Raw genomic sequence first — 12,975 nt, forward strand, 5'->3', positions numbered from 1 at the left:
TCAGTCCCGCCAGAAGCGCGGCACGAACAGCACCAGCACCGTGAACAGTTCCAGGCGGCCCAGCAGCATGCCGCCGGCCAGCAGCCACTTGGCGGTGTCCGGCAGGGTGGCGAAGTTGCCGGCCGGGCCGATCACGTCGCCCAGGCCGGGGCCGACGTTGGAGATCGCCGTGGCCGCCCCCGACAGCGCGGTGACGTGGTCCAGCCCGGTCAGGCCCAGCAGGATGGTGAGGAAGGCCACCGACAGCGCATACATGAAGAAGAACGCCATGACCGCTTCGGCCACGCCCTCCTGGATAGGCTTCTTGTTGTAGTAGGGGATGAAAACACCGTTCGGCTGCAACAGCCGGCGCAACTGGATGGCCGCCATGGCGCCCAGGATCTGGAACCGGAAAACCTTGATCCCGCACGAGGTCGAGCCGGCGCAGCCGCCCACGAACATGAGGCAGAACAGCACCGCCACGGGCGCCCCGCCGACCACGCCGCCCCACTGCCAGTAGTCCGCCGTCGCGTAGCCTGTGCCGGTCATGACGGACGTGGTGTTGAACGCCGCGTAGCGCAGCGCCTCCAGCGGGGACATGCCGCCGTCCTGCCACAGCCACCAGGTGACGGCGGCGACGCCCACGACGACGGTGCCCACGAACCATTGCACCTGGGTGTCTCGGATCAGCGCCAGCGGCCGGCCGCGCACGGTCTGGAAATAGAGCAGGAAGGGAATCGACCCGACGATCATGCCGGCGACGATGATCCAGTCCACCACCGCCGACCGGAAATGGCCGACCGAGGCGTCCTTGGTCGAATAGCCGCCGGTGGCGATGGTGGTCATGGCGTGCACCGTCGCATCGAGGGCCGGCAGGCCGCCGAACACGGCCAGCATGACGGCCCAGGCCAGCGTGAGGCCGACGTAGATGCCGGCCAGCCAGGAGGCCAGGCTGGCGGCCCGCGGCACCACCTTCTCCTGGGCCTCGAAGGCCTCGACGCGGAACATCTGCATGCCGCCGACACGCAGCATCGGCAGCACGGTCAGCGCCATGATGATGATCCCGATGCCGCCCAGCCATTGCAGCAGACCGCGCCACAGCAGGATGCCGGGCGGCATCAGGTCCAGGCCCGTCATCACCGTCGAGCCGGTGGTGGTGATGCCCGACATGGCTTCGAAGAAGGCGTCGGTGTAGCCCATGTTGGGGTCGGCCAGGACGAACGGCAGGGCGGCGAACCCGGGCAGCACGATCCAGCTCGCCGTGGTCATCAGGAACGCCTGGCGGAGGCTGAACTTGAGCTGGCCGGAGCGGCTGGAGAGGATCAGCAGGACCCCGATGAACAGGGTCAGCGCCGAGGAGATCAGGAACACCAGCCAGTCCGGGTTGCCGTACATGAAGTCCACCAACGCCGGGATCAGCATCCCCAGCGCCAGGATGGACAACAGGAAACCGATGATCAGAAGAATCGGGCGTCGGTCGAACACACGCATATCCCCGCGGGACGAGAGGCGTCCCGGTCATGGCCGGCAACGGGCCTCTCACCATGGCCCCAAGGCGGCCCCGGCGCAACCGGCTGCGGCTGCGGGTGTGCGGGCGGGACCGGGCGGCGGCGGGGCGGGGCCGGGCTCACGCGAACAAGGGGGGTATCGTCGGCGACGATGCCGAGGCGGCCGTCGGCTGCGTCCGAGTCGGCGAGGCGGTGCGGGATCAGCGGCGCGGCGCGCGGAACATCAAGGGCGCGGCGTCGGGCGCCGCCCCGAACGCCACGCCGAGGGCGTCGAGGTCGCGCGCCCAGTCCTCCCCGGTCCGGCGCGGCTGCCCAGAGGCGTCCAGCCAGGTGACGTCGGGCCGGCCGGTGTCCGGGTCCGGCGCGCCGGTGAAGAACGCCGTGCGGCGGACGGCCGGGGTCGCCTTGCGCCAGGCGATGAGATCGCGCACGACGTCGCGGAAGGTCCAGTCCGCGCGCTCCCAGTCCAGCCAGGTGATGTCGTTGTCCTGACTGTAGGCGTTGTTGTTGCCGCCCTGGGTGTGGCCGATCTCGTCCCCGGCCAGGATCATCGGCACGCCGAGGGCGGCCATCAGGGCGGTCATCAGGCCGGTCCGGCGGGCGTCGCGGTCGGCGCCGATCGCGGCGGTGTCGGTCTCGCCCTCGACGCCACCGCTCCATGAAAGGTTGTGGTTGGTGCCGTCGCGGTTGTCCTCGCCGTTGGCTTCGTTGTGCTTGCGGTCGTAGGAGACGAGGTCGCGCAGCGTGAAGCCGTCGTGGGCGGTGATGAAGTTGACGCTGGCCTGCGGGGGCCGGCCGCCGGGCGCGAACAGGTCGCTGGAGCCGGCCAGGGCGCTCGCCAGGTCACCGGGACGGCCGCGGCCGGCGAAGAAGGCCCGCACGCTGTCGCGGAAGCGGTCGTTCCACTCCACCCAGGGCGCCGGGAAGCGGCCGGTGTGGTGGCCGTCCTGGCCGATGTCCCAGGGTTCGGCGATCAGCTTCACCCGGCTCAGAACCGGATCCTGGGCGAGGGCGGCCAGGAACGGCCCGGTCGCGTCGAACCGGCCGTGATGGCGGGCCGGCGTGACCGCGAGGTCGAAGCGGAAGCCGTCCACGCCCATCTCGGTGACCCAGTGGCGCAGGCTGTCCATCACCAGCCGCAGGCACAGCGGGTCCTCCAGCCGCAGCGTGTTGCCGCAGCCGCTGTCGTTGGCATAGCGGCGGCCGCCGTCTCGGGTGCGGTAGAACGTGCGGTTGCCGAGCCCGCGCAGGCTCAGGGTCTGGCCCAGTTCGTCGCTTTCGCTGGTGTGGTTGTAGACCACGTCCAGGATCACCTCGATGCCGGCGCCGTGCAGCGCCGCGACCATGGCGCGGAAGTCGTCGGGCGTGCCGTAGCGCGGGTCCGGGGCCAGGAAGGCGTAGGGGTTGTAGCCCCAGTAGTTGCTCAGACCCAGGTCCGGCAGGTGGCGCTCATCGGAGAACGCGAACACCGGCAGCAGTTCCAGCGCGGTGATGCCCAGGTCGGTCAGGTGGCTGAGGATGGCCGGATGGCCGATGGCGCGGAAGGTGCCGCGATCCTGCGGCGCGATGGCCGGGTGCCGCATGGTCAGGCCCCGGACGTGCGCCTCGTAAAGGATGGTGTCGGCCCACGGCGTGTCGGGACCGGGGGGCGGCGGCTTGGCCGGCCGGCGCACCACGCCGCGCGGCACGACCGGGGCGCTGTCGCGGGCGTCGAACCCCAGGTCGGCCGCGGCCGCACCACGCGGGAAGCCGAAGGTGGCATCGTCCAGGCGCACCGCCCCGACGACCTCGCGCGCCCAGGGGTCGACCAGCAGCTTGTGGGGATTGTGGCGATGCCCCTCGGCCGGCGCGTACGGGCCATGCACCCGCAGGCCGTAGAGCTGGCCGTCGCGCAGGCCGCGCACGTGGCCATGCCAGATGCCGCGCGGATCGCGCGCCGGCAGGGCGATGCGGGCCGTTTCCGGCCCGTCCACGGTGTCGAACAGGCACACCTCGACCGCCTGGGCCGCCGGGGCGGGGACCGCGAAGTTGGTGCCCGTCCGGGTCACCGTCGCCCCCAGTGGATCGGGGCGCCCGGCCTCAACCGCGGCGGGAGCGCCTGCCCGGATCGCCGTCATCGCCCCGGCCCTACGACGCGTCTGGATCGGGGCGCAGGATGACCGTTGCCAGCGGCGGCAGGGTCAGCAGCAGGCTCTGCGCGTGACCATGGCTCTCCTGCGGCAAGGTGACCACCCGCTCGTTGACCACGCCTGAGCCGCCGAAGGCCGGGCTGTCCGTGTTCAGGACCTCGCGGTACCACCCGGCCTGCGGCACGCCGAGCCGGTAATCCTCGCGCACCACCGGGGTGAAGTTGCACACCACCATCACGAACGGCGCGTCCGGCTCCCCGCTCTCGCGGCGCAGGAAGGCGATCACGCTGTTCTGGTAGTCGGTGCAGTCGATCCAGGTGAAGCCGTCGCTCTCGCAGTCGTGCACGTGCAGCGCCGGGATCTCCCGGTACAGGCGGTTCAACTCGGTCACCAGGTCGCGCATGTTGCGGTGCCAGTCGATGTCCAGCAGGTGCCAGTCCAGACTAGTCTGGTAGTTCCATTCCCGGCCCTGGGCGAACTCGGTGCCCATGAACAGCAGCTTCTTGCCCGGATGCGTCCACATGTAGGTGAGGTACGCGCGCATGTTCGCGAACTGCTGCCAGCAGTCGCCGGGCATGCGGCCCAGGATGGAGCGCTTGCCGTGCACCACCTCGTCATGGGACAGCGGCAGCACGAAGTTCTCGTTGAAGGCGTAGATGAGGCTGAAGGTCAGGTCGTTGTGGTGGTAGCGGCGGTGGATGGGATCCTCGCCGATATAGCTCAGCGTGTCGTTCATCCACCCCATGTTCCACTTGAAGCCGAAGCCGAGCCCGCCGAGGTAGGTCGGGCGCGAGACCATGGGCCAGGCCGTGCTCTCCTCAGCCATGGTGATGGCGCCCGGGAAGTGGCCGTAGATCAGTTCGTTCATGCGACGCAGGAAGTCGATGGCCTCCAGGTTCTCGCGACCGCCGAACTTGTTCGGAATCCAGTCGTCCGCCTCACGGCTGTAGTCCAGGTAGAGCATCGACGCCACGGCATCGACGCGGAGCCCGTCGATATGGAACTTGTCCAACCAGAACAGCGCGTTGGCGAGCAGGAAGTTGCGCACCTCGGTGCGGCCGTAGTTGTAGATCAGGGTGCCCCAGTCGCGATGGCGGCCCTGCCTCGGGTCGGCATGCTCGTAGAGGTGGGTACCATCGAACCAGACCAGGCCGTGCGCGTCCTCGGGGAAGTGTCCGGCCACCCAGTCGATGATGATGCCGATGCCGGCGGCGTGGCAGCGGTCGACGAAATAGCGGAAGTCGTCGGGCGTGCCGAAGCGGCTGGTGGGCGCGAACAGGCCGATGGGCTGGTAGCCCCAGGAGCCGTCGAAGGGGTGTTCGTTGACCGGCAGCAGCTCGATATGGGTGAAGCCCAGCTCCTTGACGTAGGCCGGCAACGCCTCGGCCAGTTCACGGTAGGTCATGGGGCGCTCGGCGCCGGTCTCTTCGTCGATCACGCGCTTCCAGGAGCCCAGGTGCACCTCATAGATGGACACCGGCGCCGAGCGCTCCACGCTCTCGCGGCGCGCGTCCATCCATGCCTGGTCGGTCCAGGCATAATCGCCCAGGTCGTAGACCACCGACGCCGTGGCCGGCGGTACCTCGCAGTGGAAGGCATAGGGATCGGTCTTGAGCGGCAGCAGATGGCCGCCGGCGCCGACGATCTCGTACTTATAGCACGTGCCCTCGGGCACCTCCGGCAGGAATATTTCCCAGACGCCGCAGTTGGGGTGTTTGCGCATGGGATGCTGGCGGCCGTCCCAGCCGTTGAACTCCCCCACCACGCTGACGCGCTGGGCATTGGGGGCCCAGACCGTGAAGGCGACCCCGCGCACGCCGTCCAGCGTCGCCATGTGGGCGCCCATCTTCTCGTACAGCTTCAGGTGGGTGCCCTCGCCGATGAAATAGGTGTCCAGTTCGCCCAGGACCGGCGGAAAGCTGTAGGGATCCCGCAGGTCAACCGTGGTGTCGGCGGTCGCCACCCGCAGCTTGTAGGGAAACGCCGCCGTCGCCGCGGGGAAATCCGCCGTGTACAGCCCTGCGGCGTCGGTGCGCGCGGCCTCGGCCAGAACCGCGCCGGTCTCCGGGTCGATCACCTGCACGCCGGTCGCCCAGGGCAGGAAGGCCCGGACGCAGCGGCCGGTCGTCGCGGTCCCGTCGGCACTGCCCACGTGTTGGCCAAGGAGGGCGAAGGGATCGCCGTGCCGCGCCTCCACGAGGGCACGAACGGCGGCGGCGATGGGGCTGGTCAACATCAGGCTGCGGTCTCCAGGTTGTGGGGCCGGACGATGCGCGTGCGGGGAAAGGGAGGGGCGCCGCCACGGGAACTCCGGAGCGACGGAGCCATGCCACGAGACGACCGGACCGGCTGGATTGGCCCGCCGACGCCACGACCAGCGGTGCGGCGACCGCCATCACGACGGCACCGCCCCTGGTCGCAGGTCCGATCGCACCGGTCACACGGCGCCCGCACGGGCGTCCGCGACGTCGCCGCGCCTCGCTCCCGCCCGCCGGGTCCCGGATCGGATCGCGCGGGCAAGACGGTGTCCCGGCGCGGACAGTGGCGGGCGGCGCCCGCATCCGGACGGCGCCCGGATGGCGCCCACCCGAGACGCTGCGCGCCGGTGGGCCGACAAGGGGACGGGGACGCGCACACGGTCGGGGCGTCCTCCGCTGGGGTTCGGTCCGTAGAGGGTGGGAGGATGGGCGCCGTCCGTCAAGTGAAGGAAGCGGGCAAGTGAAGGAAGCGGGGCGGGCCTGCTCGCGCGCGCCGAACGCCGGCGTGCGGCGGCGCCGGTTGCACGGACCGAGCCCCGGGCGGTCAGCCGTCGTCCGTCTTCTTGCGACGCGTCGTCCGCGTCGCGGTCTTCTTGGTGCCGGCGCTGGCCTCGCCGTCGGCTTTGGTGGTGCGCTTGCGGGTCGCCTTGCGCGGCGCGGGGTCGGTGCCCGCCTCGGCCGCCTGGGCCGCCTGGGCCGCGGGCGCCGCCTCGTCGCCCTTCTTGGTCTTGCGGGTCGTGCTGCGCTTGCGCTTCGCCGGCGCTGCGGGCTCCTCGGCCTCCTCGGCCGCCTGTGCCGCGGCACCGTCCTCGGGGGCGGCGGGGGCCGCGGTGGCGAGGAGCGGCGCGGCCTCGGGGGCCACCGGGGCGTCGGTCTCTGCCAGCACCTCGGTGCGGGCGCGCTCCCAGTGCTCCTGGTCGCGGCCTTCGGGCTGGCCTTCGTTCAACCAGATCAGATAGGCGCGCTGCCGGATACGATCCTCGACGTCTTGCTGCATGGCCTTGCCTCGGTCTTGGGTCTCGGACGGGGACGGAGACGGGTCTGACGCGGACGATGACAGGGTCAACGGCACCGAGGACCCGCCGCGACGGCAGAGCGGGACCGCGCGATGCGCAGCGGCGCCGAACACAGGCCGGGACCCGGGGGCCGGCTTGCCGGCCGACCGGCCGGTGCTTCAGTCTTATCCTTAGCCGGTCGGGGGTTTGCAACGGGATATTGGCGAGCGCGGTGATCGGGCATCCACTCCGCCGGGGGGCATGGCGCTTGGGTCACACCGCGCCGTCGATCGCCGCGCGCAACATTCCGGGCCGCGACACCCATGCGGCCCTTGAAATTCGGTCCGGCGGTGATTATTCCAATCGGGACTGAATTGGTCCCCTATCGTCCACGTCGGCGGCGTGCCGGTGGGTACCAGCGCCACAGAACCGGGAAAAGGTGTTCCATGTTCCGGATCAACAAGCTGACGGATTATGCCGTCGTTCTGCTGGTGGACATGGCCCGGTCGGACCGGGTGCGGGCCGCCCATCAGATCGCGGCCGACACCGGCGTGCCGGTGCCGACGGTCGCAAAGGTCATGAAGGCGCTGGTGCGCAGTGGCCTGGTGCGCTCCACGCGCGGCGCCGCCGGAGGCTACCTGCTGGCGCGGCCGGCCGAGCGGATCGCCGTCGCGGACATGATCCAGGCCCTGGAAGGGCCGATCGCGCTGACGGCCTGCGTCGAGGATGCGGACGAGACCTGTGACCGGGAGACGTTCTGCCCGATGGCGGGGCACTGGAACCGCGTGAACGCGGCCGTACGCCGGGCCCTGGAGGGCATCACGCTGGCCGACATGGCGGCCGAACCGGCGTCCCCGCATTGGTCGACGACCGCGCCGGCGAGCCGGGCCGCCGGCGGCGGAGAGGCCGGGGAGCGGCGGGTCTCGATGGCGTCATCCTGACCGCAGACGGACCGAACGAGACAGGCGACTCGTCCCCTGGACGGGCGGACAATGAGCTTCCAGGCTCAGGCACGGAGTGGAACACGATGGCGGCAACCCAGGACACGATCGACCGGATCGCCGAGGTCTCGGGGGCGTACAAGTACGGGTTCGTCACCGAGATCGAATCCGAGAAGGCGCCCAAGGGCCTGAACGAAGACATCATCCGCTTCATCTCGGCCAAGAAGGCCGAACCCGAATGGCTGCTCGACTGGCGCCTGAAGGCCTATCGTTTCTGGCTGACCATGTCGGAGCCGGACTGGGCCAAGGTCGGCTATCCGCCGATCGACTACCAGGACGCCTACTATTATGCGGCGCCCAAGAGCAAGGACGACGCCCCGAAGAGCCTGGACGAGGTCGACCCGGAACTGTTGCGCACCTACGAGAAGCTGGGCATTCCCTTGAGAGAACAGGAGATGCTGGCCGGGGTCGCGGTCGACGCGGTGTTCGACAGCGTGTCGGTGGCGACCACCTACAAGAAGAAGCTGGAAGAGATGGGCGTTATCTTCTGTTCCATCTCCGAGGCCGTCCGGCGCTACCCGGATCTGATCCAGAAGTATCTGGGGTCGATCGTGCCGTACTCCGACAACTTCTTCGCCACCCTCAATTCGGCGGTGTTCACCGACGGCTCGTTCGTCTACGTGCCGAAGGGCCTGCGCTGCCCCATGGAACTGTCCACCTACTTCCGCATCAACGAGCGCGACACCGGCCAGTTCGAGCGCACCTTGATCATCGCCGACGCGGGCAGCTACGTCAGTTACCTGGAGGGCTGTACGGCGCCGCAACGCGACGAGAACCAGCTCCACGCCGCCGTGGTCGAGCTGGTGGCGCTCGACGACGCGGAGATCAAGTATTCTACGGTGCAGAACTGGTATCCCGGCGACGCCGAGGGCAAGGGTGGCATCTACAACTTCGTGACCAAGCGGGGCGCCTGTCGCGGCCGCAACTCCAAAATCTCCTGGACGCAGGTGGAGACGGGCTCGGCGGTGACCTGGAAGTATCCGTCCTGCGTGCTTCAGGGCGACAACTCGGTCGGCGAGTTCTATTCGGTCGCCATCACCAACAACGCCCAGCAGGCCGACACCGGCACCAAGATGATCCACATCGGCAAGAACACCCGCTCGCGGATCATCTCCAAGGGCATCTCGGCCGGGCGCGCCGACCAGACCTACCGCGGCCTGGTGCGCATGATGCCGAAGGCCGAGGGAGCGCGGAACTACACCCAGTGCGACAGCCTGCTGATCGGCGATCGCTGCGGGGCGCACACCGTGCCCTACATCGAAAGCCGCAACCCGACCGCCCAGGTGGAGCACGAGGCCACCACCAGCCGGATCAGCGACGACCAGCTGTTCTATTGCCTGCAACGGGGCATCCCGGAGGAGGACGCGGTCGCCCTGATCGTCAACGGCTTCTGCAAGGAGGTCTTGCAGACCCTGCCGATGGAATTCGCCGTGGAGGCCCAGAAGCTGGTCGGCATCAGCCTGGAGGGCAGCGTGGGCTGACGCCCCGCCTCCGCTGGCCGCCGCCCCCACGCCCCGAACGCGACCCAGCGACGCGACCCAGAGACGCGACCCAGAGACGCGACCAGGACCCGAGAAGGAACCGAAGCGACATGGCCCTGCTCGACATCAAGGACCTTCACGCCACCGTCGAGGACGACACCAAGGCGATCCTCAAGGGCATCAGCCTGACCATCAAGCCGGGCGAAGTTCATGCCGTGATGGGGCCGAACGGCGCCGGCAAGAGCACGCTGTCCAACGTCATCGCCGGCCGGCCCGGTTACACCGTCACCGGTGGGTCGATCACCTACGACGGCCAGGACCTGCTGGCGATGGAAGCGGACGAGCGCGCCCGCGCCGGCGTCTTCCTGGCCTTCCAGTACCCCGTCGAGATCCCCGGGGTGGCGACGGCGACGTTCCTGAAGACCGCCCTCAACGCCCGGCGCAAGGCCAACGGGGAGCCGGAGATCGAGGCGCTGGACTTCATGAAGATGATGAAGGCCAACGCCAAGCGCCTCGGCGTGCCCGACGACATGCTGAAGCGCCCGGTCAACGTCGGCTTCTCCGGCGGCGAGAAGAAGCGCGCCGAGGTGTTGCAGATGGCCATGCTGGAGCCGCGCCTGTGCGTGCTGGACGAGACCGATTCGGGGCTCGACATCGACGCGCTCAAGGTGGTGGCCGATGGCGTCAACGCGCTGCGCACGCCCGAGCGGGGCATGCTGGTCATCACCCACTACCAGCGCCTGTTGAACTACATCGTGCCGGACGTGGTGCACGTGCTGGCCGGCGGCCGCATCGTGAAGAGCGGCGACCGGACGCTGGCCGAGGAGCTGGAGGCCAAGGGCTACGGGGCCTTCACCGAGGCCACCGCGGCCTGAGCGATGCGGCTTCGCATCGGCATGACGCGCCACCAGGAGGGGCCGACGCCATCATGACACAGACCCGGATGACAGACCCGACGCGGGCAGAGACGACGACCGAGATGAGTCCCCTGGCGCCGGATCCGGGCGCCCTGGCGGCCGACGAGCCCGGCTGGCTGGCCGATCTGCGGCGGGCCGGGCTGTCGGTGTACCGCGCCCGCGGCCTGCCCACAGTCAAGGTCGAGGCGTGGAAGTACACCAACCTTGCCGGCCTGAAGAAGATCCCGTTCGTCCTCGACGACGGCAGCCTGCCGGCGGCCGCCGGGCGCGGCGCGCTGGCGCTGGCGCTGGCGGACGCGCACGAGATCACGCTGGTGAACGGCCGCCCGGTCGCGGTTCCGGACTCGCTGCCGGCCGGCGTCCGGGTGGTCAGCCTGGCGCATCTGTTGGAGACCGAGCCGGCCGCCGTCGAGCCCCACCTGGGCCGCCTGGCCGACCTGTCCGATGCGCCGATGGGGTCACTGAACGCGGCCCTGATGGCGGACGGCGTGGTGATCCAGGTCGACGCCGGCGTGGCCCTGGACCGGCCCCTGCACCTGGTCACGGTCACGGCGGCGCCCGATCAGGCCCGGCACATGCACCCGCGCCATCTGGTGATCCTGGGTGAGGGGGCGGACGCAACGCTGGTCGAGAGCCGGGTGACGGCCGCCGGCGCGGCGGAGACCCTGTCCAATGCGGTCACCGAGATCCGCCTGGAGGCGCGCGCGCGCCTGCGCCATCTGCGCTTCGTGAACCCGGGCCCGGATGCCGTGGACCTGGATCTGACCGAGGCCGTGCTCGCCGAGCAGGCGCACTACGAGGCCTTCGGGCTCACCCTGGGCGGCCGGCTGGTGCGCAACGAGAGCCGGGTCCGGCTGCGCGGCAGCGGGGCGGACGCGCGCCTGCACGGAGCCTATGGGCTGCGCGCGGGCCAGCATGCGGACACCACCCTGATCGTCGACCACGCCGTGCCCGACACCACCTCGGACCAGCTCTACAAGGGTGTGGTCGACGAGGGCGGCAAGGGCGTGTTCCAGGGCAAGGTGATCGTGCGCCGCGATGCCCAGCGCAGTGACGGCAACCAGCTTCACAAGGCGCTGTTGCTGTCGCGCAACGCCGAGGTCTACACCAAGCCCGAGCTGGAGATTTACGCCGATGACGTGAAATGCAGCCATGGCGCCACGGCCGGCGAAATGGACATGGACCAGTTGTTCTACCTGATGGCCCGGGGCCTCGCCGAGGCCGACGCCCGCGCGCTGCTGGTCGAGGCGTTCCTGGACGACGTGGTGGAGTCCGTGCCCGAGGGTCCGGTGCGGGACGCGTTCCTGTCCGCCGTGCGCGCCTGGCAGGCCGGCCGCCACGCTGTCACCTGGGAGGGCTCAGCATGACCGCGACACTCGCACCCGACTCGGCCGCCGGGGCCGCCGGGGCCGCCGGGGCCGCCGGGGACACCGTGACGCCGACGCACAGGACACCGGGCGGTCCCGCGGCCCCCTACGACGTGGAGGCCGTGCGCACCGATTTTCCGGCGCTGGGCCAGATCGTGCACGGCAACAAACCGGTCGTGTTCCTCGACAGCGGCGCGTCGGCCCAGAAGCCGGTGGCGGTGCTGGAGGCGATGGACCGGCTGTACACCGAGTGCTACGCCAACGTGCACCGCGGCACCTATGAATTCTCGGCCGAAAGCACCCGTCGCTACGAGGACGCGCGCGAGGCCGTGCGGGGCTTTCTGAACGCGGCCGACGCGCGCGAGATCGTGTTCACCGGCAACGCCACCGAGGCCATCAACCTGGTGGCCTATACCTGGGGGCGGACCCATCTCGGACCGGGTGACGCGATCCTGATCACGGAGCTGGAGCACCACGCGAATATCGTGCCCTGGCAGATGCTGCGCGACGTCACGGGCTGCGAGCTGCGGGTGGCGCCGATCACCGACGACGGCGCGCTCGACATGGCGGGCTTCGCGCGCCTTCTGGACGAGCGGGTCAAGCTGGTCGCGGTCGCCCATACCTCCAACGTGCTCGGGACCATCCTGCCGGTGGCCGAGATCGCCCGCCGCGCCCATGCCGTCGGCGCGCGGGTTCTGCTGGACGGCTGCCAGGCGGTGGTGCACGGGACCGTCGATGTCCAGGATCTGGACTGCGACTTCTATGTTTTCTCGGGCCACAAGCTGTACGGCCCGACCGGAATCGGCGTGTTGTACGGCAAGCTGGACCTGCTGGAGGCCATGCCGCCGTTCAAGGGCGGCGGCGACATGATCGAGTCGGTGACCTTCGCGGAGACCGTGTTCGCCCCGCCGCCGGCGCGGTTCGAGGCCGGGACGCCGCCGATCGCCGAGGCGGTCGGCCTGGCGGCGGCCATCGCCTACGTCCAGGGCCTGGGCATCGAGGCGATCGCGGCCCATGAGGCCGACCTGCTGCGCTATGCCATGCAACGCCTGTCCGCGATCGAGGGCCTGACCATTCACGGCACCGCCACCCCCAAGGCGGCGGTGATCTCCTTCAGTATGGCCGGGATCCATCCCCAGGACCTCTCGATGGTGCTGGACCGCTCCGGCCTGGCATTGCGGGCCGGGCACCACTGCGCTCAGCCCCTGATGGCCCGGCTGGGGGTGACCGGCACCACGCGGGCGTCGTTCGGGCTTTATTCCAGCCGGGCCGACGTTGACGCGCTGGTGGCGGCCCTGGAGCGCGCCCGCACCATCCTGTCCTGACCCATACGCTCGTGT

Annotated in this window: 9 protein-coding genes; 5 read left to right on the forward strand and 4 right to left on the reverse strand. The window is 70.0% G+C overall.

What is annotated here, in order from left to right; genetic code table 11:
• The 4 genes from GGD88_RS12210 to GGD88_RS12225 form a co-directional block, all read right to left on the reverse strand.
• Nucleotides 1–1,470, reverse strand: a complete 1,470-nt coding sequence (locus GGD88_RS12210) for a TrkH family potassium uptake protein (protein ID WP_184435829.1) — start codon at nucleotides 1,468–1,470, stop codon at nucleotides 1–3.
• A 217-nt stretch (nucleotides 1,471–1,687) separates the two neighbouring features.
• Nucleotides 1,688–3,604 (reverse strand): glycogen debranching protein GlgX, encoded by a 1,917-nt coding sequence (glgX, locus tag GGD88_RS12215; protein ID WP_246423726.1) that lies wholly within the window; start codon nucleotides 3,602–3,604, stop codon nucleotides 1,688–1,690.
• A gap of 10 nt (nucleotides 3,605–3,614) precedes the next feature.
• Nucleotides 3,615–5,852 carry a 1,4-alpha-glucan branching protein GlgB gene (glgB, locus tag GGD88_RS12220; protein ID WP_184435831.1) on the reverse strand — a complete coding sequence of 746 codons (2,238 nt, stop codon included), beginning with the start codon at nucleotides 5,850–5,852 and terminating at the stop codon, nucleotides 3,615–3,617.
• A 566-nt stretch (nucleotides 5,853–6,418) separates the two neighbouring features.
• Entirely contained in the window at nucleotides 6,419–6,871 is a 453-nt protein-coding gene (locus tag GGD88_RS12225) for a DUF2934 domain-containing protein (RefSeq protein WP_184435832.1), read from the reverse strand.
• A 444-nt stretch (nucleotides 6,872–7,315) separates the two neighbouring features.
• Here GGD88_RS12225 and GGD88_RS12230 point away from each other — a divergent pair, with 444 nt between their 5' ends.
• The 5 genes from GGD88_RS12230 to GGD88_RS12245 all read left to right on the forward strand — a co-directional run bounded on the left by GGD88_RS12230 (nucleotide 7,316) and on the right by GGD88_RS12245 (nucleotide 12,960).
• Nucleotides 7,316–7,810 (forward strand): SUF system Fe-S cluster assembly regulator, encoded by a 495-nt coding sequence (locus GGD88_RS12230; RefSeq protein WP_184435833.1) that lies wholly within the window; start codon nucleotides 7,316–7,318, stop codon nucleotides 7,808–7,810.
• Nucleotides 7,811–7,896: 86 nt separating this feature from the next.
• On the forward strand, nucleotides 7,897–9,351 hold the full coding sequence (gene sufB / locus GGD88_RS12235; RefSeq protein WP_184435834.1) for a Fe-S cluster assembly protein SufB: 1,455 nt from the start codon (nucleotides 7,897–7,899) through the stop codon (nucleotides 9,349–9,351).
• A gap of 110 nt (nucleotides 9,352–9,461) precedes the next feature.
• Complete coding sequence (gene sufC / locus GGD88_RS12240; RefSeq protein ID WP_184435836.1) at nucleotides 9,462–10,226, forward strand: Fe-S cluster assembly ATPase SufC; 765 nt, start codon at nucleotides 9,462–9,464, stop codon at nucleotides 10,224–10,226.
• A 104-nt stretch (nucleotides 10,227–10,330) separates the two neighbouring features.
• Nucleotides 10,331–11,635 carry a Fe-S cluster assembly protein SufD gene (gene sufD, locus GGD88_RS18860; protein WP_246423727.1) on the forward strand — a complete coding sequence of 435 codons (1,305 nt, stop codon included), beginning with the start codon at nucleotides 10,331–10,333 and terminating at the stop codon, nucleotides 11,633–11,635.
• Nucleotides 11,632–12,960 (forward strand): aminotransferase class V-fold PLP-dependent enzyme, encoded by a 1,329-nt coding sequence (locus GGD88_RS12245; protein WP_246423728.1) that lies wholly within the window; start codon nucleotides 11,632–11,634, stop codon nucleotides 12,958–12,960. The genes sufD and GGD88_RS12245 overlap by 4 nt, the downstream gene beginning before the upstream one ends.
• Nucleotides 12,961–12,975 lie beyond the last annotated feature (15 nt).

Source organism: Roseospira goensis (assembly GCF_014197795.1).
Taxonomy (GTDB): domain Bacteria; phylum Pseudomonadota; class Alphaproteobacteria; order Rhodospirillales; family Rhodospirillaceae; genus Rhodospira; species Rhodospira goensis.